This window comes from Bacillus sp. FSL R10-2780, assembly GCF_038006125.1.
GTDB lineage: Bacteria > Bacillota > Bacilli > Bacillales > Bacillaceae_G > Bacillus_A > Bacillus_A cereus_U.
This window is the reverse complement of record NZ_JBBOUQ010000001.1, coordinates 13,125-35,608: the sequence shown is the minus strand read 5'-3', so window position 1 is coordinate 35,608 and position 22,484 is coordinate 13,125. Positions and strand designations below refer to the sequence as shown.

Here is a 22,484-nt window from a genome sequence, read left to right as displayed (position 1 = left end):
CTCACTCCTGTACTAAGCCTTTTAATATAAATCGTGCCTTCGTAGCATTCTTCTCTGCCTTTCGCAGCATCTTGTTTCCTTTATCATTTAATTGATAATATTTAGCTCCCGCGTGATCCCAGCTAGATTGGATAAAGCGATTCTGTTCTAGACGATGTAATAAAGTGTATAGAGACCCTTCATCGCCTTCGAATTTTTGAATCCCTCTCCCCCTCAGTAACTGCATCAATTCATAACCCGTTTTTTCATTCATAAGAAGTTGCAACACTGCTAAAAGGATATCTTCTTCCTTTTCGGACGATTGATTGATTTTTTCGCGCACCCGTTTTCGATGCTGATCAGAAAAACTCAAATGTTTAAAAGTTGTATTCTCCATTGATTTTCGTAGGCCTTTTAATCGATCTTCCATTTGATTATTCCTCCAATCCTTTCTTCAAAAGCTCCTTCGCTTTTTTCAGTCTAGTTTTTATCGTATTTTCCTTCACTTCTATTACAATCGCAATCTCTTTAATTGATAATTCTTCATAATAAAATAGATAAATCACTTCTCGATATTTTATCGGTAAATTCATTACTGCAGAAGCAAGCCTACTATCCTCTGCATTTTGAATAACTGTTTGCTCGACACTATCATGTTGAACCTCAATATAAGCAAATTCATCCTCTGTAACGATTACCTTTTTGTTATACCAACTTTTTATATAATCCTTACAATGATTAATTGCGATTCTCCATAACCATGTTTTTAAGTTCGAATTTCCTTTATATGTATGAAGAGATTTATAGCATTTCACAAATATATCTTGCGTTAAATCCTCCGCAACTTCTTTATTATTCACATATGAGTACACAAGCTGTAAGACTTCTTGTCCATACTTGTTCATTATTTCGTCGATAAGGTCCTCCTTATCTTCTATTTCAAACGCTTCTACCGTTAATTCATCCACATCATTTCCTCCTTCCCATATATTAGACGACGCACTCTATGGAAAAGTTTTATAAATACATAAAAAAATACGGATAGTAATGTTCATACCGTTTTGTTAAACCTTTATTTCAAGTTTTATACACGCCATCATAGTCTAACTCTCGGCTTCATATTCTCCTCTTCCTACTAAAATAGCATTTTTGTTTTAAAATCCGTCCCAGTAGTTGTCTGCAAATGTTTCAAAGTGATCATCCGTAAAATTAAGTAGATTATCTATAAATTGCAGGTCATTTGCCATCGCTTCCGCAATTACATCGAATTTGCCTCGTGGAATATCCCATTATTCTACCTTCCTCTCAAACAACAATTTTGTTTTCATTTCACCAACAACAATTACCAAATTTTACATAAATACATTTTTTTACTCTTTTAGTATATTAAATATAAGCTTCCTAAAAGCTGTTATACCATTTCCCTATCCTTATTAAGGATAGGGGTTTTTTTATTAAATTCTATTTATAAAATCACTCCAAATAAGAATTTTGTCAAAAACTTACATGCATCTGTTTTTCGTTGTATAATTAAATTATCAATATATTAGGAGTGTTAAGTGTGTCAGAAACAATAATGATTTTGTTATACATCTGTTTCGGAATGAGTGCAGTTTTTAGCTTAATAAAGGAATTTCGAAAGCCACAGAGAAGCCAGTTCCTGATTTTATTTGATTCTCTAATTTTGATAGGAGCTATATTTTTAATAGCTAGTATCTTTATCTAAATTATATAACGGACACTCTCTAGGGAGTGAAGCAGCTAGCAAAAGCTAACTGCTTTTTTAATTTAACTAACACTTTTGTTTGATTTTCATCCGCCCATATTAGGATTGATACATTCCCACATCTAATCATCCAATTCAATCTCTACGTTCTTAATAATTTCACCCTTATAAAGATGGCTATGATTCAAACGCCCCACCCTAGAAACGTCATATAATGAATCCACAAACATCTGAATAGCCCATAAAAAAACCACCTAAAGACTCTCCTTCGGGTGGTTTTCTATTTTACACTAACGCAGCTACCTGCTCTTGTTGATCTACAGGAATTACAGCATCTCTTAATGCTTTTTCTAGTTCAGCTGTGTATTTCATTCCGACGCTATCATCATTTATGGTGCCAATAAAGACGGATTATGCAGTAGTTTCATAACAGTATGAATAGACAACTAACAACACCTATTACGAGTATAAAAAATCGGATCAATACATAATACCTATGTTTTCAGTGATACTCTATTACCACCGAACTAAATGTATATAATTTTAACTACATGATAGCAAGTTAATTTTCAAATATCTTCTTGCGCATAACCCTAAATTTATTATCCATTTGTATCATGCTTATAAATAAAAGATATCCTATCGATGCACCGAGCATATTTATAGCAATCCGCCACACATCAAAAACATCAGATAAAGTTAGTAAATGTAATAACTCCCAAACAAGAAAGGTCATAACATACCACTTACAAGCTTTCTTATAGTTCGTCACTTTATTAATCAACACTGGAACCAAAAATCCAAATGGAACTAACAATATTATATGTTGTAAAACGATTAACCAATAAGTTGAGTTCCCCCACAGACCCGGATGCGCAATAAAATCTTTAATTTGCCAAAGTGTTATTCCAAAAAGTTGTAATAACGTTTCTAAATCAGATATATGTAAAAATTGCTGCCAAAATTCAAGAGGACGATAGACAGTTCCACCTGTCAAACTACGAATAGAGTCAAATGTAGAAGTTGAAATAAATGTTCCCAAAAAGACAATAAAACAAATCATTATATAAGGAATACATAAAATTTTTGATAATATCTTTAATGGTCTAGGAACTTCGTATACCGATTGATTAATCCCTAAACCAATAACTTTTGATTCGCCAAAACTTTGAATCGCTTTATACACCGCTTCTTTTTCATTCATACCTTGTTCCATATATTCTTCTTTCAAGCTGTTCAAGTGATCATATATTTCTAGAAATAGCTCATCCTGTTCAATATTACTAAGTTCTGAATAAGCTAAAATGGACTTAATATACTCATCAAATTCACTCATAAATAACTCCTTTCTGACAAGTTTGAATTAATGATGTTACACGCTCCCAAGAGTTCACTTTCTTCTGCAATTCTTTTTTCCCTTTACTTGTAATAGTATAAAATTTCCTTTTCAACCCATTCTCAGATTGATTCCAATAAGATTCAAGAAATTCCTTTTTTTCTAATCGCTTTAAAGCTGGATACAAAGTTCCCTGCCCCATACTATACAAATCTTCACTTGCATCCTTTAAACTTTGGGCTATTTCATATCCATATGTATCACGTTTTGCAATGATAGAAAGTAATAAAATATCTATACTTCCCTTCAAGATTTCTTTGTCCAACAATACCACCTCCTTACATACATCGTATAACAACATATGTCGCTATGCAACATAGTTAGAAAAATAAACCATAAAGAAAACCACCTAAAGGCTCCCCTTCAGGTGGTTCTCTATTTTACGCTAACGCAGCTGCCTGCTCTTGTTGATCTACAGGAATTACAGCATCTCTTAATGCTTTTTCTAGTTCAGCTGTGTATTTCATTTGCTCTTCTTTGCTCCAGCCAAGTTTCGCAGCCATGTAGTTGATTACTGCTTCTTTCCACTCGTATACCCAGTGGATGTTGAAGAATACAGCGCCTCTGCGGCGTACGAAGAAGTCAACTGGTTTTGCTGTCATTTCGTAATCCATTGCGTATACAAGCGGGATAAGAACATCTAACGGCATGTTGTATTCTTTCGCTTCGTCTTTATGTTTTTTCGCTAAGTCGAACAGTACGTCAACGTTAGAGCCGTAGAATTTCGCGAATTCTTCAGCTTGAGCTGTCGTTAAACCATATTTCGTACCTTCTCCTGCTTTTTTCGCGATAAATGCTGAGAATCCGTGTGAACCACTTACATGACCACCAGAGATTGGCATATGTTTCGTATCGCTCTTCGGATATGCGCTATGTCCTTCTTTTTGTAATAGATTCGTTACGTAGTCTACTACCATTTCAGCCATTTTGCGGTATCCTGTTAATTTACCACCTGCGATTGTAATTAAACCAGATTCAGAAGTCCAAATTTCATCTTTACGAGAAATTTCAGATGCATTCTTACCTTCTTCATAAATTAACGGACGTACACCAGCCCAGCTTGACTCCACATCTTTTTCTGTAATTTTCACGCTTGGGAACATGTAGTTAATCGCATTAATGATATATGTGCGATCTTCTGTTGTCATGTGCGGTACAGCTGCGTCTTTATCATAGAACGTATCTGTTGTACCTACGTACGTTTTTCCTTCGCGAGGAATCGCGAACACCATACGTTTATCTGGTGTATCAAAGTAAATCGCTTGCCCTAATGGGAAACGTTTTTGGTCAATTACTAAATGCACACCTTTTGATAATTGAAGTACTTTCCCTTTTTTAGAGTTATCTTTTTCACGAAGTGTATCTACCCAAGGACCAGCTGCGTTTACAATTTTCTTACCGTAAACTTCGTACACTTCTCCGTCTAGTAAATCGATTACACGTACACCGCATACTTTTCCATCTTTATATAAGAAACTGTCTACTTTTGCGTAGTTAACAGCTTTCGCACCGTGTTCAATCGCTTCTTTCATTACTTCAATTGTAAGACGCGCATCGTCTGTACGATATTCTACGTAGTAACCGCCGCCTTTTAATCCTTCTTGTTTTACAAGAGGCTCTTTATTTAGCGTTTCTTCACGGTTAAACATCTTTCTGCGCTCGCTTCGTTTTACACCTGCTAGGAAGTCGTATACACGAAGACCAATTGATGTACTAAATGACCCGAACGTGCCGCCTGTATGGAACGGAAGTAACATCCACTCTGGTGTTGTTACATGGGGACCGTTCTCATATACGATCGCACGCTCTTTCCCCACCTCTGCTACCATTTTCACTTCAAGTTGTTTTAAATAACGTAAACCGCCGTGTACAAGTTTCGTTGAACGACTTGATGTACCTGCTGCAAAGTCCTGCATTTCAAACACAATTGTTGATAAACCGCGTGTTGCCCCATCTAATGCAATACCAGAACCAGTAATACCTCCACCAATTACGATCACATCTAACTCTTGTTTATTTACTCCGTTTAATACGTCTTTACGTTGTTTACTTGAAAATTTCATGGTAATTCCTCCCTTTGATAACGAAAAAAGAGACCACGAACTCCGCTATAGATTTCGCCTCTATAGCGTGTTGTGGTCTCTCCAAATCTCCTACCGAATTATTAACTTGTCATCATTATAACACTGTTTATGATTATTTGAAAGCTTTAGTTGCTTCAATTGCCTTTTTCCATCCAGCATATAGCTCTTCGCTTGTTTCCGCTTCCATTGCCGGTGTAAAGCGTTTATCCATATTCCACTGCGCTTTAATTTCATCTTGGTTTTTCCAATACCCAACCGCAAGACCAGCTAAGTATGCTGCACCTAAAGCTGTCGTTTCACTGATCACTGGACGCTCTACAGGAACGTCTAACATATCGCTTTGGAACTGCATTAAGAAGTTATTCTTAACTGCCCCGCCATCAACGCGTAATGTATTCAGTTCAATACCTGAATCTGCTTCCATCGCGCATAGTACATCTTTCGTTTGGTATGCTAAAGATTCTAGCGTTGCACGAATGAAATGCTCCTTCGTCGTACCGCGCGTTACACCAAACATAGCGCCGCGTACTTCACTATCCCAGTACGGTGTACCTAATCCTACGAATGCTGGTACTATGTATACACCTTCAGTTGATTCAACACGGCTAGCATACACTTCACTCTCACTCGCATCTTTAAACATGCGCATTCCGTCACGTAACCACTGAATTGCAGAACCTGCTACGAAAATACTTCCTTCTAATGCGTAATTCACTTTACCATCTAAACCCCATGCAATTGTTGTTAATAGGCCATGCTCAGAAGCTACTGCTTTTTCGCCTGTGTTCATTAACATGAAGCAACCAGTCCCATAAGTATTCTTCGCCATACCTTCACCGAAACAAGCTTGTCCAAATAATGCTGCTTGCTGGTCACCAGCTACACCTGCAATCGGTACATTTTGACCGAAGAAGTGGTAATCAATTGTTTCTCCATATATTTCAGATGATTGACGTACTTCTGGAAGCATGCTCTTTGGTACTGTTAACATGTCTAGAAGCTCATCATCCCACTGTAAGTCGTGAATGTTAAACATTAATGTACGTGATGCATTTGAGTAATCTGTTACGTGCGCTTTCCCGCCAGACAATTTCCATACAAGCCATGTATCAATTGTTCCGAATAATAACTCGCCGTTTTCCGCTTTTTCTCTTGCACCTTCAACGTTGTCTAAAATCCATTTTACTTTCGTACCAGAGAAGTATGCATCAATTAAAAGACCTGTTTTTTCGCGAACCATCTCGCTATAACCTTTTTCTTTTAACTCATCACAAATTTCAACTGTTTGACGAGATTGCCATACGATTGCGTTATAAATTGGTTTTCCAGTCGTTTTATCCCATACAACCGCTGTTTCACGTTGGTTCGTAATACCGATACCAGCGATTTGTTCTGGCTTCACATCTGCTTCGCTTAAGCAAGTTGCGATAACTGCTAAAATAGATCCCCAAATTTCTTGTGCATTATGCTCAACCCAGCCTGGCTTTGGAAAATGTTGCGTAAACTCTTTTTGAGCTGAATGAACGATTTTTCCTTCTTTATTGAAAAGAATTGCGCGTGAGCTTGTTGTTCCTTGGTCTAATGAAAGAATATATTTTTTCATATCAGTTTCCCCCTATGCTACTTTTCTACTATTTGTAGTAGTTTCACTTTTTTTACTTGTCATATAAGAGATTGCTAGTACAATCACAGTTGCAATAATCACATAAATAAGTGCTGAATTTTGTTTTCCTTCAAATACAACTTGATGGAATAATCCTGCAAGTGATCCACCTAGAATCGGACCAACTACTGGAATCCATGCATACTTCCAGTTTGAACCGCCCTTTCCTGCAATCGGAAGGAAGAAGTGTGCAATACGCGGACCTAAATCACGAGCCGGGTTGATTGCGTATCCTGTTGTTCCACCTAATGATAAACCAATACTTACAATTAAGAAACCTACGATAAATGGATTTAAACCATCTGCAAATTTATTTGCTCCAATTGCTAATATACCAAATACTAAAACGAATGTTCCAATCATTTCACTTAAAAGGTTTGTAAATGTGTTCGGAATTGCTGGACCTGTTGCGAATACGCCTAACTTTGTTCCTGGATCTTCTGTTTCTTTCCAGTGTGGTAAGTAATGTAAATATACGAGAACTGCCCCGATAATTGCCCCAATCATTTGTGCTGCGATATACATAGGTACGTCACTCCATGGGAACGCTCCCTTAAAAGCAAGTCCTATCGTTAAAGCCGGATTCAAATGTGCCCCACTAATTGATCCAACTGCATACGCTGCCATCGCTACCGCTAAGCCCCAGCCCATTGTAATTACAATCCAACCAGAATCTTTCGCAAACGATTTCTTTAAACTTACACCAGCGCAAACACCGCCACCAAGTAAGATTAACAACGCAGTCCCTATTAACTCTCCTAAAAATGCTGACATAGTATCCCTCCACTATCAATTTTAACGTTTTCAAATGCGATAGAGGTAAAATGAATGGCCATTCGTTTTTTTTTCAAAAGAAAAAGATCCACAGCTTACATGCTTCTATATAATATATAGAAACAATAAAATGTGGATCTCTTCTTTTCTCCGTCACGTTTATTAACTTGTCTATAATGTTAACCTCTAATGAAAGCGGTGTCAACAGAATTTTTTCACATTTCCGTCACTTTTTTTGGTAATGTTTCCATAATTCTTTTTTCGATGTCGTAATTGCTGTCGCACCAGCATTTAACGCTCTTTCAACGTCTTCTACAGTTCGAATAAAACCACCTGCTAAAATCGGTACACCTGTACGCTCTTTCACCTCAGCAATGACACCCGTTAACGCACCAGGAAGCACCTCTATATAATCCGGCTTCGTCTTTTCTAGTAAATTACAGCTCTTTTCCATTGCGCTAGAATCAATTAAAAAGATGCGTTGAATGGAGACGACACCTTTTTGCTTCGCCTTCATAATTACGCTCGCCTTTGTCGATAATAACCCGTACGGTTTATATTCTTGGCATAAAAACTCCGTCGCATGCCCATCACTTTGTAATCCATGGATCAAATCAACATGTAAAAATACTTTTTTATTATGCTGCTTCGCGAGTGACACAACACTCTTCAATTGACCAACATGAATATCTAAAATAACAATATACTCATACGAACTATGTAATAGCTTTTCCAAATCTTTAATTTGCCTCACTGCCGGCAAAATCTTCTGTTCATGAAATTCCATTCTAAATGTCCCCTTCCTATCTATCCTTTATAGTACACAATTTGAATAGAAAGAACAGCTAGTGTGGGGAATTTCTTTCGAATCTTTCCTCTACCTATATATTTTCTTCAACTTATCAGATCCCATGCCACCTATAACCATCAGTATGAGCGGTAAAAAATTCATTACATATGGTGCATCTGCTACAATTGTAATGCTTGCTCCTGCAAACTTATTTAACATCCATACAACGATTTTTGTAATAAACAAAAATACTCCCATCATAAATAGACTATCAAAAAACACCTTCCATTTTGGATGCGCTAATTGTTTACTATCTTCAATTACTTTTTGCGTCAACTCTTCATCACTCCTCAATAACTCATCAATCGTAATACCGAACAGATCACTTAAATGAATAATAATTTCAATGCTCGGATAGTTCTTTCCCGTCTCCCATTTCGAAACAGACTGCCTACTTACATGAATTTTTTCAGCCAAATCATTTTGCGACCAATTTCTTTTTTCCCTTTCTTCTTTTAAGCGTTCGCTAAAAATCATACTGTGTTTATCACCTCTCTACGTCTAGTATGGTCAAATAAATGATGACGAGTAAAGCTAGTTATTGTTGCATAGCCTGTGCAACTTGTGCGTTACACTTTATAATGGCGCCATTTCATACTCTATGTCATGCAGATTTCACATGTTTTTTTCCTATAATAATTTCCCGAACAATAAAAAGAAGAGAAACAAAATCCTTTTCTCTTCTTCAAAAATTTCTATTAAAGCAATACCGAATCTTTATCGCTATCCTGATTACGTTTCTCTCGTTCTTCTTCTAAGCGCTTCATATATACTTCGCCTTCTTTTTCGATAAAATCGTTATCCATCTCTTGCTCTTTTTTCGAAGTATATAAAACCATGTAGCCACTCAATACAATCCCAATGATTACAAGATAAATCCACCATGGTAAAATTTCCACTTTCGTTCATCCCTTTCCTTAGACAAGCCTTATTAGTTTCACTCTATGAGGAAAGAAGTGGATTTATGCTTAAATTTTTCATTGTGGATTCTTCGCGAAGAACGCTTGTACATATTCCATAAACTCGATTGGCTCTTGACGGAACGGCGCGTGGTATCCTTTTTCAATAATATGAAACGTACTATTTGCAAATAACTGATGATACAGCTCACCATTATTCCAAGGAACGCTCTTATCGTGCCTACCCCAAATAATTAGAGTCGGCACCTTAATTTTATCCGCTTCCATCGCAATGCGGCGCTCTCTCATTTTCGTAAGCTGATCATAATGCTCTTTATCATCACGACTATTTTTCACTTCATTTTTATTATAATCCGTAATCTCTGTTACAGTTTGTAAGTCCGTCGATAGTGGCGTCACTTCATAACTTTCTTTTTGCTGGAAAGATTCAATCCCTGTAGAATCCGCTAAAATAAGATGCGTAACCGCGTCCGGATATAAGTACGCTAAATTAAGGGACATCTCTCCCCCCATCGAATGACCAAGTACCGCAAATTGATCATATCCAAGTTTCTTCATTAACTTATAATATAAATTCACTTGCGCAGGAAACGAATACTGAAAATCAATCGGCTTAGAAGAACGCCCAAATCCTAAAATATCAACAGCGATAATCGTATGGTCTCCCGCGAGTTCCGGATAAATATCACTAAATCCATCTGAAGAACCACCGAATCCGTGAAGCATAAGTAAGGGCGGTTTTCCCTCACCAATTTGCTTAAAATAAATCGTCTGTCCATCAATCTGTGCCATCTTCTCTTTCGTATTTATCTTCATCATAACAGTATCCTTCACTTCTTCAACCTTCGCAATCGGCTTATCAACGAAGTTACATACTATTAATAAAACAAGAACAATACCGCTAATCATATAAAACTTAAACCGTTTCAAAATTCAAGTCTCCTTTCTCATGTTGCTATTTAAAGTTTTTACATTTTTTGGTTGTTTTATGTTCTTTTTTAATTGTAACTGTTATAGTTACAATTATACTAAAAAAATATCACTCACCGCTATTACCGATGGTTGTTATGTAACCATTATAGTTACGCATTAAAAGTAAGTCAATTATTTTAATGATAAAAAAACAAGCAATTCTAGCGATTCGCTAAAACTACTTGCTCTTCTACTTATTATCTCTATTTTTACTCTTTAATAAATTCCTTAGTACTTCTCACTGTATCAATCGGACGAACTAATTTTTCGATTTCTTCACGCTTTGGCTCTAAGAACGGAGGTAAAGATAATTTCTCTCCAAGCGTTTCATATGGCTCATCTCCCATAAAACCAGGGCCATCTGTTGCAAACTCGAATAAAATTTGCGGCGCAACTCTTGCGTATAATGACTCAAAGAAGTGACGATTTACATAACCAGATGAAGGGAGTCCAACTCGACTTAGTCGCTCAATCCACTCTTCTAATACAGCTCGATCCTCTACGCGGAATGCAGCATGGTGCACTGTACCAAAACCTTGTTGTGCTTCAGGAAGAACCGTATTATGTTCTACAATGACAGAGGCACCATTTCCACCTTCGTTTACTTCAAACAAATAGAATTCTCCTTCTTGAGCAATCTCTTTAAATAATAGAACTTTTTCTAGTACTTCTTTGAAATAACTAAAGTTCGCGATACGAATAAATACAGGTCCTAATCCAGTAATTGCATATTCTAATGGAACTGGACCGTTTTGCCACGGTGTACCTGATTCTATCCCTTTATCCAATTCGTCAGAGATTAATTGATAGTGTTGATCATCAAAGTCAACGAAAGAAAGAGTTTTCTTACCGAATTGCTCTTTAATTCCTGTATGTTCCACTTCAAGACGATCAAAACGTTTCACCCAATATGCTAATGCCGCATCACTTGGAACTCGGAATGAAGTCTTTGAAATTTCATTTGTCCCGTGTACACCTTTCGGAACGCCCGGGAAGTCAAAGAATGTCATATCTGTTCCTGCACTACCTTTATCATCTGCAAAGAATAAATGATACGTTTGAATATCATCTTGGTTTACCGTTTTTTTAACTAAACGCATTCCTAACACATAAGTGAAAAATTCATAGTTCTTTTCTGCACTACTTGTAATCGCTGTAACGTGGTGTATTCCTTTTAATTGGTTCATTATATATTCCTCCAATAATTTTAATTTATATTTAATGGTTTTATTTCGGCTCGCTGGTCAACGAAGCACGTGTTTATAATAAGTAATCAATTCATTTTACTAGTCAAGTGATAGTTAAAAAAATAATTCAATGTGTAAAACGATTCGTACGAAAGTAGTAATTCCTTTCGTTACTATCACTTTACAACTCAAGTGATTAAAAAGCAAGTGATTTATCTCGAATTCGAGATATTTTTAATATGTTATTCATACAAAAAAAGCCTCATTAAGTTTTTTAACACTTAATGAGGCCCTTCTATTTACAATCTTAATTATGGAACGTCGGTTTATAGAACGAACGATTATCAAGTGCAAAGACACGTTCTGTGTATTCGCCTGGTTTTGTACGTCCTAATGCGCGGTCCATCATGTTCATTTTTGCATCTAAGTTATCGATGTAGTGCAGAATTTCTGCTTCTTTTACTAATGGTGGTTTTGGGCTACCCCATTCTGCTTTTCCGTGGTGAGAAAGGACGATGTGCTGAAGAATTAATACTTCTTCTGCATCGATTTGTAGTTCCTCTGCTGCTTTACCAATTTCGTTCACCATGATAGAGATGTGACCAAGTAAATTTCCTTCTAACGTATACGTCGTAGAAATTGGTCCAGATAGCTCAAATACTTTACCAAGATCGTGTAAAATAACGCCCGCATATAGTAAGTCTTTATCTAACGATGGGTATAGAGCCGAGATAGCTTTCGCTAAATCTAACATCGATACTACGTGATAAGCTAGTCCAGATACGAACTCGTGATGATTTTTCGTCGCTGCTGGATATTCTAAAAATTCATTTTGATGCTTATTTAACAAATGTCTTGTTAGACGCTGAATGTTCGGGTTTCTCATTTCAAATATGTATTGCGTAATTTTCTCAACCATATCTTCTTTTTTTATTGGAGCTTTTTCTACAAAGTCCGAGATGTCCGTTACTTCATTCTCATTCGCAACTCGAATTTGTTTCACACGTAATTGAATACGTCCTTTGTAGTTTAGAATATCGCCAGCTACTTTAACGATCGTTTCCGCTACATATTGTTTCTCAACTTCTGGTGATACATCCCATAGCTTCGCTTCAATATCTCCACTTGGGTCTTGTAAAATCACTGTTAAAAACGGCTTCCCATTACTTGCGAGACCTTTTGTCGCTGTTTTAATTAACAAGAAAACATCGACTTGTTCTCCAACTTCATATTCTACAATTTTCTTTTTCATTCGAATTCCTCCACCAAATCAATTACTTTTAGTATAGCATACTACAACTCATTTTCTTTACGCTTACGCGTTAATTTTATAATCTGTTTTTCTGTAAAATATGTTAATAAATGCGCATGGCACGTAAAGAAGATAACTTGTCTATCTTTCGCAATTTCCTTTATTAGTTCAATCGTTCGGTTCGTCCTTACCGCATCAAAATGCACGAAACTATCGTCAATAACAAATGGATAATCATGCTCAAACGTTTTCGCTAGTGCAAATCTTAACGATAAATATAACTGCTCCGCTGTCGCTTGGCTTAGTTCATGGCTGTAAAAACGCATACCATCGTTACGTTCGACAATGAACGGTTCCGCCTCTGACGGTGAGAATATTTTACTATATCGTCCGCCCGTTAAATACACGAAATACTCTTCTGATTTTTGTAAAATACGCGGCAAATGCACTTCATGATAATATTGCTTCGTTTTCGTTAACACCGTCTTTGCGACCGCATATGCAGCCCACTTCTTCACTTGTTCACGCACTTGTGATTTTTTCATTTCCCACTCATGTAGTAAATCACCATACGTACTGCCTTCTTCTAAATTCGCAATTTCTATTCGATGCTTCGCAATACGCTCTGTCAATTCTTTCTCTTGTGCAAGACAGTTTTGCGCGGCTGTAATTTCTTGCTTTAATTTTTCATCATAACCGTCAGCCTCATAATGCTCAGCTAATGACAAACTCGTTAAGCGCTGTTCTAAAAGATCAATTTGAGGTAATAAACGCCCCACTTGCTTATCCGCATCTTCACGTTTCTCTGCCAGTTTACCTGCTTCTAAAAACATCTCTTCATCTGTAGATTCTGCAATATGCCATAATCCATCTCGTTCTACTAGCAGTTGTTTTAATTGCTCTTGCATGAACTCATATTCTTCTTGCCATTCCGCCAGCTTCTCTTTCAGCTGCTTACAAGTTTGGCGCTTTTCTTTCTCATTTTGCATACGACTTTGCGCCTCATGCAAATTACTATACTCTTTACTACCGATAACAGTTTCTAGTTTATGTTCAAAGTGCGAAATCATTTCATACAATGCAGATTTTCGCTTACTTTGCTTCTCTAAATCACGATATAATGACTGCATTTTTTCAATACGCTCAAACGCCGGCAATATGTGCGCATACGTATAAAATTCAGGGAGCATATAGCGCGTTTTATACGCATCTACTTGTTCTCCCGTACGGAAAGTTTCTCTCTCCCATTCTTCATAAGATGAAACGACTTTATCATATGTACGTTCCATTTGCTGTAATTTATACGACTCTCGCTCAAATAATTTTCGAATCTCTTCATCCTTTTCTAACCGATAGCGAACCGACATCACTTCTTCACTTTGACGTCCGCCAGCACTTTGCTGAAGAGTAAGAAGCTCTTCTTGTAATCCACCTGATGGATCTTTGTATAAAACAAGAGCAAGGACAATCCCTACAAAAACAATCACACTAATAAATAACAGCACGCGGTTATCTATAAATAGACTCGTGAATAAAACAAGCGTGTTAATAAGAAGTAACAGAAGACAAATTCTTTGCCACTGCTTTTTCTTTTGCGTAGCCGCTCCTGCTTTTTCCTCATACTTACGCTTCATTCTCTCTGCGCCCATACCGATAAACGCCGCATCTTGAAATGATTTTTCTTTCTCAACTAACGTATTTCGTTCTTCATCAGCTAGCATTTGTTTCTTGATCTGTCTTATGTTTTCTTCTTGCTCTTCTAATTGCTCTTGAGCCGTTTTAAAACGATCATCAAGTTGTGCTTTTTGCGTTTCTAATTCGCGCGCCTTTTGCACAGTTTGCGTAATTAATTCTTTCGTCGCTAAACTTATATCAAATGAAAGAACAGTCTCTTGTTCACAAGTAGCACCAATTTGTTGCTGTAGTTCTGCGATTTCTTCTTTTATATTCGCAATACTTCCTGTCATATCACGCATTTCTTGACGTGCATTTTCATAAGACATATGCTGCATACGAAGTTCTTCTACATAACTTTCTTTTTGTAAAAATGCTTCATCTATTTTTGTGGAATCAATTTCTGATTGCACTGTTTCTATCTTTTTTTGAAGTGAATCTACTTGTACTTGCAGCGGCTCCATCTTTGCCTTTACCGCTTCATAGCGCGCCATCCCGTTTACAGGAAACTGCCCGTGCTCGTTTTCTAACACTTTCTCGTGCGCACTCTTTTCAATAACAAGAGGCTCAAGCGCCGCTAATATTTCATAGTCTTGCTTTCGTTTTTCCGCACTCTCTTTCTCCGCACGAACAGAAGCAAGTTTCTCTTCACTTTCTTTTAACTGCTCGACCTGTTTTTCATACGTGCCAATCTTTCCTTGCCACTCTTTCATCTTTTCCTCAATTTTCTTCATCTCTTGCAGTGACACGTTAATTTCAGGATTACGACCACTCGGCTTAAAACGCTGATTCATTTCTTTTTCTAACTTTTTATCTAACTGCAATAACGCATCACTTCCGACTGCGCTTGCCGAAAATAAATAATTACCGATATCCGCTTCGCCAAGCTGATGAATATTTTGAAGACCATGCATATCAAATGAAAAAACAGAATCAAATAAGCTTTCATTCACACCGCTTAATATATCGTTTAAAATATCTTCGCCGCCAGTTTTCCCGTCTTCAAAATAAACGGTCACCTCGCCTGCTGCCGTCTTTGGCAATCGTTCAATTTTCAAACGGCCGTACTTCTCTGTTTGCACAGTCATCGCTCCGCCGTACTTTCCGCCTTCTTTCGGCTCATAACGGCGCTGTCCTCTCGTTGGGAAACCGAATAAAATACTTTTCATAAACGAGCGAATCGTTGATTTCCCCGCTTCATTTTCACCATACAACACCGTCAGCAATGAAAGATCCATTTCCACATTTTCTAATTTTCCGTACCCATAAATATGGAGTTTTTCAATTCTCATTTCTTATCCCTCTCTTGCTGGAATAATTGCTCTAAAATAATATTTTCCGCTTCCTTTTGAATCTCTCTCTTCTCTTCTTCTGTAAAAGATTCAATACTATTACGCGCTACAGGAGATGTCCAAATACTGCGCAACACTCCGTCCATATTTGTAAAAGCTTCTAACTCTTTTAGCACACTACCGACGAAATGATTTTCTTCTTTCAAACGTTCAATTTCCGCAAAAGAAACCGTCTCATTTTTCCACTTCATCGCATATACGAAGTCTTTTCGCTCTTCGCCAGCTGCTAAAATATGAAAAATCTCTTCTACACGCTTGTCTTCACGTAAATATGGAGAAAGTGGTCCCTGCCCTGTAAATACGACAGTTAAAAGCGTCCCTTCCTCTTCTCTTCGGCATTCATTCATCGCAGTTGACGCGCTCGTCATAAGATCATCAACAGTTTCAAGTCCATCGATACTCACTTCTATCTCATCCCATACAACATCCGCCGTATGGAAAAACGAACATTGCGATCCTTGTTTCGTTAACTCGATAAGGTATGCACCCTTCTCGCCCATTTCCTTACGATGACGACCTTGTATATTACCTGGATAAATAATGCATGGCTCTTCTGATAAAATTTCACGTTTATGTATATGGCCAAGAGCCCAATAATCAAACTGCTTTTCTTTCAGCTCACGAATTTGAAACGGTGCATAGCGATTATGCTCTGCATCCCCTTCCACACTCCCGTGAAGCATCCCAATATGAAAAGGCGCATCACTCATTTTCATATACTGCGCTGTCATATTATCCGTTACTGCTTGCTGCAAATAACTAAACCCGTAAATAGAAGCTAACAACTCACCATTTTTATAAAACGACTTCTCTTCTACATAAGGTTCCGTAAACACATGAACATTTTCTGGAAACTCAATCGCTGCCCAGCTTCCTCCTAAATAATCGTGGTTACCATGAATAATAAAAATAGGAATATCGTACTGCGAAAGTCTCTTCATTTGCTCACGCACAAACACTTGCGCCCTCAAACTTCTCGTCTCCGCATCATACAAATCCCCAGCTAGTAATACGAAATCAACGCGCTCTTGAATCGCTTTATCAACAATACGCTCGAACGATTCAAACGTACTTTGCTTCATTCTTTCCCAAACAGACTGCGCAACATTCATTTCCATCCCTTTAAACGGACTATCCAAATGCAAATCAGCCGCATGTATAAACTTCACTTGTTTCACAAATAACGATCCTTTCTATAGTTCAAAAGTTTCATTTTATCAATATTAAAATAGCTAAAAACTAATAATTAGCGGAGTGAAAAGACTTCCCACTAATTAAAGTTTCACTTTATTTTACCACGCAATGTCATATATTTCTTTGCATATTCTATTGATTTATGACAAAATAGTTATAAGATTCTGATTTTAATCATTGGAGGGAATTTTCATGGGAGTATACGTTCTAACAGTCTTTGAAAAAGATGGTTCAAAAGCATTAGATGAATCATTCGAGGCGGCAACTGAAAAAGAAGCGAAAGCAAAAGGTGAATCTATTTTACAAGAAAAAGGATTGTACGAAAAAACACATCGCTGCACATCTACTGCAGGCAAGCTCGTTTTATTCCAGCGCTAAAAAAAGAAGCGTCATCCGCTTCTTTTTCACTCTACTATATCTTCGTCACACCACGTAAACACCACATCTAGAATACGATTACCGATACGTATGCGCTTATTCCATTTTCCTGTTTGGATCTGATTTTGCAATTCCGCTTTCATCTTTTCCGTCCAGTCGTGAATCGTTTCACTACCGCCGTACGGATATACGCTCGGAAACTCTTCCTGCAGAAGATGTAAGCTCTCTGCATCAAAATGAAAATGGAAGAAGTAGTTTGCTGTAAGCGATGGTTCTTGCAATCGTAAAAAATGATCATCAACTTGCTTTCTATTTCTATAGAAAGTAAAGATATTCACTTTACCGCTCGTAATTTGGTCAATTTGAATTTCGTGCTTCTCTATAATCACGTCTTGCCCACCTCGTTGTATACTACCTTTAGTATATATGTCTTTTGCAACAAAGTTAACCATTTTCGCGCGAAATTCATTTCCTTCATTATATTGCCCGTACCTCCAAGTACAATCAGGACAAATAAAAAAAGTTGAAGGGGAGCGATCACATGTATTTCGGAAGCAAAGGTTGGTATGTAAAAGAACTTAAAAAATTAGGTATTCGTACTTACGAAGGTAAAAAACTAGAATCTTATCGTACGCATATTTTATCTAGTTTACTTGAGAGAATGAAGAAAGCTTCGGCTTAATAGAAAAAGGAAGCAACAATTTGTTGCTTCCTTTCATTTTTATTTAGAAAATGAAAACTGGAATCATTATAAATTAACAATCTACCTTTACTATTATACTATCTTGATAAAAACCACCTAATATCAACTGAACTTTTATTATCAAATACTCTTCCAGATGATTATTCGTATATATTTTAAATTCTCCATACTCATTAACCCGTCCACTTCCAACAAGCATATCGCCGCTCGTTATGACAATTGTTGCATAAGGTTCCGCATGACCCGATACATAATTATCACCATATTTCACAAAATCTATCGTTATTTCCTCATGAATATTACTAACTGAATCTATACATTTCTCTTCATACAAATTAGCATTTAGTTCTTCGGCCCTCGAAAGCGCTCGATTCCTGCTAATCTTTTCTGAAGAGAATGCAACATTTCCCAGCCAACTAAACCTATCAAATGTAGTAATAGGTAGAAACATCTGTGTTAACTCCCCCATTTCTTATCAACTGCAATCTTTGAATGAATTTACAGCAATACGTTCTATGTTGGGATAAAAGAAAAAGTCTGTAATTGTACTGTTCTTAGATCTCTCATACTTTCTGAAGCATAACATAAGGAAGAAATAAAAAAATCGTACAAAAGGGCAAGCCTATAATGTACGATTGGGCATATATAATGTTTTAAAAATGAATTAACTTCCTTTCAATAGACACAGCTACTGCTTCTGACCGTGAGTTAACGCCTAATTTATTGTATATATTTGTTAAATGCGCTTTTACCGTTCGCTCAGCTATCCCCATATCAAATGCAATTTCTTTATTCTTATATCCGCGCGCAATAGCTTTCAACACAAACAATTCTTTATCTGTTAAGTTATTTTCTGCAACCTTATCAGCATGTACTTCTTTCCTTTTATACTTCACTATCTTTTCCATAATATTTGGTTGTAGTAAAATCTCACCTCGAATAGCCGCTTCCAACGTTCGAAATAAATTCTCACGATCCGTATCTTTTAGCAAATATCCTTTTGCTCCTAGCTCAATTCCCTTTAACATTAATTCATCTTCGTTATAAGTAGTTAATATAATAATCGGCGTATGATTTTGTTTTTTATTCAAAGCCTCAATCGTTTCTAAACCACTCATTTTAGGCATATTTAAATCCATTAAAATAACATCGGGTTTCTTTTTTTCTATGAAAGAAAGGGCTTCTTCTCCGTTTGCAGCCTCACCTATAATTTGAAATGAATCACTCGTTTCTATTATTAATTTCAGACCTTCTCTTACAACGAAATGATCATCCACAATTAATACGTTATACTTCATGGCTATCTCCTTCTTTATTTATAGGCACTTGAATATACACTTTCGTACCCTTCATCTTTTCACTCAATATATGTATTTCTCCCTTAATCAATCGAACACGCTCATTTAAGCCAATTAAACCATAGTGTCCAGGATTCTTACCGATATATCCAGTGTCAAAACCAATTCCATTATCTTCAACTTCAATAGTAAGCTTTTCAATGTCAGCGATGTATTCAACTTTTAAATTTACATCTGTTGCCTGCGAATGTTTTGCGATATTCGTTAAACATTCACTAATTACATATAAACAGTGCTCTTTTACTACGCTTGAAATATACGGTGGACTTTGAATAGTAAGTCTCACATGTATAGACGTAGCTTCAGAAAAACGTTGAACCTCTTCCTTTACTGCTTCATTAAATGAATTAGTAGTATGACGCAAATCATCAATAACCAACCTTGCATCATGTAAAGTTTGTCTCGCTCTTATCATAGTTTGTTTCATAATCTCTTGAGATCGTCCTGTATTCCCTTTTTGCATATGGGCATCTATTGCTTCCAATTGCATAATTAAGCTCGCTACACCTTGCGCTAACGTATCATGTAAATCTCTTGCCATACGCTGCCTTTCATTAGCCAATGTCAATTCTTCCACTCTCATATATGCAGACTCTAACTCTTGAATATAGCTCTGTATACGATTACGTGCATCAAATTGCTGCTTATTAATATAAGAAAAAGGAATAATAATTGCTAACACTAAAAGAAACATAGAGATAAGAATAGCTAATTTATTCACACCATAATTAATACTAATTGCAGCACAAAATATTGCATACATGAGAGTAAAAACTATCATTACTTTAAATATATTGTGATAAACATATAAACTTTGAGCGATTAAAATAGGAGTTAATCCAACAAAAATCGCTATCGAAGCATTTGTTGCAATAAATGCAGCCAAAAACACAATGAAAAGTTGTACAAAAAAGAAGTACAACAATTGCCTATTTTTTAATGAACTCGAATACCAATGAAAAATAGTATGAATAACAATGACTATTGTAAAGAAAAAACTATCCATAGAGAAAATATTATTACGAAATTCTAAAAGCATTGAAGCTATATATACGAGTGTGATCCATAAAATAATAAACCTTCTTGGAATAAATACCGCTTCCAATACATTTGTATCCAAATCTATATTTGAACTTATTTTTTTCATATCTGACCTCCACCATTACATTATACTATACAAGATGCGACTTATATTTTGATAGGTTACTGATTCCTCTTTATCCTCATTACCGAATACAAATATGAAATATTGCATATCGAAATGCATTGATGCATTTGTAAACGCTTACTATAATGAGGGTATAAAGATTCATTACATCTTACTATTAAAAAAAGGAGGCAATCATATGGAAATCGCAATGGCAGTTTTAAAATTTGTAGGTGGAGTAATTCCATTGGTTCAAGAACTTTTAAAAGCATTTATGTAAAATTATTATTCAGCAATTATCTATAAGAATTATCATACAAATGATCTGTATATCAAAAAAATTGATACACAGATCATTTGTGTGAGAAAGCTTTAAACGAGAATTATGTACCTTAGCAGAACAATAATGATACATCTATCTCAAGTTGGAAAAAGACGCTCACAAGGGCGTCTTTTTATTATATTACTATGTACCTAATAACTTATTTAGAAAATCAATTCTACAATTCATACAATGCTACATAATTCATGTGTTTTTTTGAAATTTGCACAATAAAAATCCCCTCAAAGCATAAACTTCAAGGGTCGAGCCTATTTTTCATTAAATTTTTTAAACACAACAATACCATTTTCTACGATTTTATCAAATGTATAAACGACGACTGTCTGTTCCTCTTTATTTAGTGCTAATGAAATAATCATTTAAACCAAAAATGCTATAATTAATCCAATCACACTAAGGGGGCACATTTATTTTGCTTGTAAAATACATTCAATTTCATGAGTTTGGCAATCCGAAAGATGTGTTACAAGTTGAATATAAAAATATAGAACCATTAAAAGATAATGAAGTTTTAGTTCGTATGCTAGTCAGACCGATTAATCCATCTGATTTAATTCCAGTAAGTGGAGCATACTCACATAGAATCCCTTTACCTAACGTACCTGGTTATGAAGGTGTTGGTATTGTAGAAGATGTAGGCGCGGGCGTTTCTAGAGATCTTATCGGCAAACGTGTTTTGCCATTACGCGGAGAAGGTACTTGGCAAGAGTTTGTTACAACATCAGCTGACTTTGTAGTCCCTATTCCTGATTCCATTGATGATTTTACAGCGGCACAAATGTATATTAATCCCCTTACGGCATGGGTCACATGTACAGGAATTCTAAACTTAAAATGTAATGATGTTTTATTAGTGAATGCTTGTGGATCTGCTATTGGACATCTATTTGCTCAGTTATCACAAATTTTAAACTTCCGATTAATTGCAGTAACTAGAAATAGCAAACATACAGAGGCATTACTTCAGCTCGGTGCCGAATATGTAATAGATACTTCCACTACCCCTCTTTATGAAACAGTTATGGAGTTAACAAATGGGCTAGGTGCAGATGCTGCGATTGATTCTATTGGAGGATCCGATGGAAATGAATTAGCTTTTTCTTTACGTCCAAACGGGCACTTTTTAACTATAGGCCTTCTATCAGGAATACAAGTAAACTGGGCAGAGATTGTCACGAAAGCAAAAGTGCACGCGAATATATTTCATTTACGACATTGGAATAAAGAAGTGTCCGCATATAAATGGCAAGAAACGTTTCGTCACTTAATTCGCTTAGTAGAAGATAAACAATTACGTTTCATGACAGTACATTCTACGTATGACTTAGCAGATTTGAAAACTGCGGTTGATGTTGTGCAGTCTGCCGAGAAAACAAAAGGAAAAGTATTTTTAACGAGTTATTAGATTCATTTTGATTGATCTTTTAAATAGACTAAATTAATAAGAGGATAGTACGTTCAACTATCCTCCCACCCGACAAAATTGTAAGTATCTGGTATAATTCTATTGAAAGGTGAAAGGAGATTCTAAC

Annotated in this window: 23 protein-coding genes; 4 read left to right on the top strand and 19 right to left on the bottom strand. The window is 36.3% G+C overall.

From position 1 onward, the window contains the following. Position 1 precedes the first annotated feature (1 nt). The 15 genes from NSQ47_RS00175 to NSQ47_RS00105 all read right to left on the bottom strand — a co-directional run bounded on the left by NSQ47_RS00175 (position 2) and on the right by NSQ47_RS00105 (position 17,007). Positions 2-409, bottom strand: coding sequence for a PadR family transcriptional regulator (locus NSQ47_RS00175; RefSeq protein ID WP_002159014.1), 408 nt, complete (start codon positions 407-409; stop codon positions 2-4). 4 nt (positions 410-413) lie between these two features. After that, positions 414-947: a sigma-70 family RNA polymerase sigma factor gene (locus NSQ47_RS00170; RefSeq protein WP_002202885.1), complete on the bottom strand. Its 534-nt coding sequence runs from the start codon at positions 945-947 to the stop codon at positions 414-416. 1,320 nt (positions 948-2,267) lie between these two features. Continuing rightward, positions 2,268-3,041 carry a VanZ family protein gene (locus NSQ47_RS00165; RefSeq protein ID WP_341035772.1) on the bottom strand — a complete coding sequence of 258 codons (774 nt, stop codon included), beginning with the start codon at positions 3,039-3,041 and terminating at the stop codon, positions 2,268-2,270. Then, positions 3,034-3,366: a PadR family transcriptional regulator gene (locus tag NSQ47_RS00160; protein ID WP_002159017.1), complete on the bottom strand. Its 333-nt coding sequence runs from the start codon at positions 3,364-3,366 to the stop codon at positions 3,034-3,036. The genes NSQ47_RS00165 and NSQ47_RS00160 overlap by 8 nt, the downstream gene beginning before the upstream one ends. 115 nt (positions 3,367-3,481) lie before the next feature. Further along, entirely contained in the window at positions 3,482-5,164 is a 1,683-nt protein-coding gene (glpD, locus tag NSQ47_RS00155) for an aerobic glycerol-3-phosphate dehydrogenase (RefSeq protein WP_070128066.1), read from the bottom strand. A gap of 133 nt (positions 5,165-5,297) precedes the next feature. Next, positions 5,298-6,788 carry a glycerol kinase GlpK gene (glpK, locus tag NSQ47_RS00150; RefSeq protein WP_002201498.1) on the bottom strand — a complete coding sequence of 497 codons (1,491 nt, stop codon included), beginning with the start codon at positions 6,786-6,788 and terminating at the stop codon, positions 5,298-5,300. Between the two features lie 12 nt (positions 6,789-6,800). Then, on the bottom strand, positions 6,801-7,622 hold the full coding sequence (glpF, locus tag NSQ47_RS00145; protein WP_002159020.1) for a glycerol uptake facilitator protein GlpF: 822 nt from the start codon (positions 7,620-7,622) through the stop codon (positions 6,801-6,803). A gap of 226 nt (positions 7,623-7,848) precedes the next feature. Continuing rightward, positions 7,849-8,409: a glycerol uptake operon antiterminator GlpP gene (glpP, locus tag NSQ47_RS00140; RefSeq protein ID WP_000394293.1), complete on the bottom strand. Its 561-nt coding sequence runs from the start codon at positions 8,407-8,409 to the stop codon at positions 7,849-7,851. A gap of 90 nt (positions 8,410-8,499) precedes the next feature. After that, positions 8,500-8,949 (bottom strand): helix-turn-helix domain-containing protein, encoded by a 450-nt coding sequence (locus tag NSQ47_RS00135; protein WP_016104077.1) that lies wholly within the window; start codon positions 8,947-8,949, stop codon positions 8,500-8,502. A 221-nt stretch (positions 8,950-9,170) separates the two neighbouring features. Continuing rightward, positions 9,171-9,371 carry a sporulation YhaL family protein gene (locus NSQ47_RS00130; protein WP_002064098.1) on the bottom strand — a complete coding sequence of 67 codons (201 nt, stop codon included), beginning with the start codon at positions 9,369-9,371 and terminating at the stop codon, positions 9,171-9,173. 78 nt (positions 9,372-9,449) lie between these two features. Next, a complete protein-coding gene (locus tag NSQ47_RS00125) occupies positions 9,450-10,322 on the bottom strand; it encodes an alpha/beta fold hydrolase (RefSeq protein WP_341035769.1) in 873 nt (290 codons plus the stop codon). 251 nt (positions 10,323-10,573) lie between these two features. Beyond that, positions 10,574-11,551 (bottom strand): ring-cleaving dioxygenase, encoded by a 978-nt coding sequence (locus NSQ47_RS00120; RefSeq protein ID WP_199661887.1) that lies wholly within the window; start codon positions 11,549-11,551, stop codon positions 10,574-10,576. Between the two features lie 307 nt (positions 11,552-11,858). Continuing rightward, on the bottom strand, positions 11,859-12,803 hold the full coding sequence (gene yhaM, locus NSQ47_RS00115) for a 3'-5' exoribonuclease YhaM (protein WP_002030183.1): 945 nt from the start codon (positions 12,801-12,803) through the stop codon (positions 11,859-11,861). 41 nt (positions 12,804-12,844) lie between these two features. Continuing rightward, the gene (locus NSQ47_RS00110) at positions 12,845-15,769 is read right to left on the bottom strand and encodes an ATP-binding protein (protein WP_341035768.1); all 2,925 of its coding nucleotides are present in this window, start codon (positions 15,767-15,769) and stop codon (positions 12,845-12,847) included. After that, positions 15,766-17,007, bottom strand: a complete 1,242-nt coding sequence (locus NSQ47_RS00105) for a metallophosphoesterase family protein (protein ID WP_341035767.1) — start codon at positions 17,005-17,007, stop codon at positions 15,766-15,768. The genes NSQ47_RS00110 and NSQ47_RS00105 overlap by 4 nt, the downstream gene beginning before the upstream one ends. Positions 17,008-17,215: 208 nt before the next feature. Between NSQ47_RS00105 and NSQ47_RS00100 the strand changes: the two genes are divergently transcribed. Beyond that, on the top strand, positions 17,216-17,401 hold the full coding sequence (locus NSQ47_RS00100) for a YhzD family protein (RefSeq protein WP_000539552.1): 186 nt from the start codon (positions 17,216-17,218) through the stop codon (positions 17,399-17,401). 26 nt (positions 17,402-17,427) lie between these two features. On the opposite strand, the gene NSQ47_RS00095 is transcribed toward NSQ47_RS00100, so the two are convergent. Then, the gene (locus NSQ47_RS00095; RefSeq protein ID WP_341035765.1) at positions 17,428-17,790 is read right to left on the bottom strand and encodes a hypothetical protein; all 363 of its coding nucleotides are present in this window, start codon (positions 17,788-17,790) and stop codon (positions 17,428-17,430) included. A 152-nt stretch (positions 17,791-17,942) separates the two neighbouring features. On the opposite strand from NSQ47_RS00095, the gene NSQ47_RS00090 reads away from it, so the two are divergent. After that, on the top strand, positions 17,943-18,083 hold the full coding sequence (locus NSQ47_RS00090) for a YflJ family protein (protein ID WP_000273535.1): 141 nt from the start codon (positions 17,943-17,945) through the stop codon (positions 18,081-18,083). A gap of 73 nt (positions 18,084-18,156) precedes the next feature. Here NSQ47_RS00090 and NSQ47_RS00085 read toward each other — a convergent pair whose 3' ends face one another. The 3 genes from NSQ47_RS00085 to NSQ47_RS00075 all read right to left on the bottom strand — a co-directional run bounded on the left by NSQ47_RS00085 (position 18,157) and on the right by NSQ47_RS00075 (position 20,609). After that, positions 18,157-18,555, bottom strand: coding sequence for an Ig-like domain-containing protein (locus tag NSQ47_RS00085; RefSeq protein WP_215569947.1), 399 nt, complete (start codon positions 18,553-18,555; stop codon positions 18,157-18,159). Positions 18,556-18,757: 202 nt separating this feature from the next. Further along, positions 18,758-19,402 (bottom strand): response regulator, encoded by a 645-nt coding sequence (locus tag NSQ47_RS00080; protein ID WP_016103945.1) that lies wholly within the window; start codon positions 19,400-19,402, stop codon positions 18,758-18,760. Continuing rightward, on the bottom strand, positions 19,392-20,609 hold the full coding sequence (locus NSQ47_RS00075) for a sensor histidine kinase (RefSeq protein WP_340822301.1): 1,218 nt from the start codon (positions 20,607-20,609) through the stop codon (positions 19,392-19,394). The genes NSQ47_RS00080 and NSQ47_RS00075 overlap by 11 nt, the downstream gene beginning before the upstream one ends. A gap of 94 nt (positions 20,610-20,703) precedes the next feature. On the opposite strand from NSQ47_RS00075, the gene NSQ47_RS00070 reads away from it, so the two are divergent. Both NSQ47_RS00070 and NSQ47_RS00065 read left to right on the top strand, forming a co-directional pair. Further along, positions 20,704-20,889, top strand: coding sequence for a hypothetical protein (locus tag NSQ47_RS00070; RefSeq protein ID WP_033711678.1), 186 nt, complete (start codon positions 20,704-20,706; stop codon positions 20,887-20,889). A 475-nt stretch (positions 20,890-21,364) separates the two neighbouring features. Beyond that, positions 21,365-22,357, top strand: a complete 993-nt coding sequence (locus NSQ47_RS00065) for a zinc-dependent alcohol dehydrogenase family protein (RefSeq protein ID WP_341035762.1) — start codon at positions 21,365-21,367, stop codon at positions 22,355-22,357. Positions 22,358-22,484: the final 127 nt, after the last annotated feature.

Coding starts and splice junctions, on each gene's coding strand:
- NSQ47_RS00175 (WP_002159014.1), bottom strand. CDS start 409: ATGGAAGATCGATTAAAAGGCCTACGAAAATCAATGGAGAATACAACT.
- NSQ47_RS00165 (WP_341035772.1), bottom strand. CDS start 3,041: ATGAGTGAATTTGATGAGTATATTAAGTCCATTTTAGCTTATTCAGAA.
- glpD (WP_070128066.1), bottom strand. CDS start 5,164: ATGAAATTTTCAAGTAAACAACGTAAAGACGTATTAAACGGAGTAAAT.
- glpK (WP_002201498.1), bottom strand. CDS start 6,788: ATGAAAAAATATATTCTTTCATTAGACCAAGGAACAACAAGCTCACGC.
- glpF (WP_002159020.1), bottom strand. CDS start 7,622: ATGTCAGCATTTTTAGGAGAGTTAATAGGGACTGCGTTGTTAATCTTA.
- glpP (WP_000394293.1), bottom strand. CDS start 8,409: ATGGAATTTCATGAACAGAAGATTTTGCCGGCAGTGAGGCAAATTAAA.
- NSQ47_RS00135 (WP_016104077.1), bottom strand. CDS start 8,949: ATGATTTTTAGCGAACGCTTAAAAGAAGAAAGGGAAAAAAGAAATTGG.
- NSQ47_RS00120 (WP_199661887.1), bottom strand. CDS start 11,551: ATGAACCAATTAAAAGGAATACACCACGTTACAGCGATTACAAGTAGT.
- yhaM (WP_002030183.1), bottom strand. CDS start 12,803: ATGAAAAAGAAAATTGTAGAATATGAAGTTGGAGAACAAGTCGATGTT.
- NSQ47_RS00110 (WP_341035768.1), bottom strand. CDS start 15,769: ATGAGAATTGAAAAACTCCATATTTATGGGTACGGAAAATTAGAAAAT.
- NSQ47_RS00100 (WP_000539552.1), top strand. CDS start 17,216: ATGGGAGTATACGTTCTAACAGTCTTTGAAAAAGATGGTTCAAAAGCA.
- NSQ47_RS00090 (WP_000273535.1), top strand. CDS start 17,943: ATGTATTTCGGAAGCAAAGGTTGGTATGTAAAAGAACTTAAAAAATTA.
- NSQ47_RS00085 (WP_215569947.1), bottom strand. CDS start 18,555: ATGTTTCTACCTATTACTACATTTGATAGGTTTAGTTGGCTGGGAAAT.
- NSQ47_RS00080 (WP_016103945.1), bottom strand. CDS start 19,402: ATGAAGTATAACGTATTAATTGTGGATGATCATTTCGTTGTAAGAGAA.
- NSQ47_RS00075 (WP_340822301.1), bottom strand. CDS start 20,609: ATGAAAAAAATAAGTTCAAATATAGATTTGGATACAAATGTATTGGAA.
- NSQ47_RS00070 (WP_033711678.1), top strand. CDS start 20,704: ATGAAATATTGCATATCGAAATGCATTGATGCATTTGTAAACGCTTAC.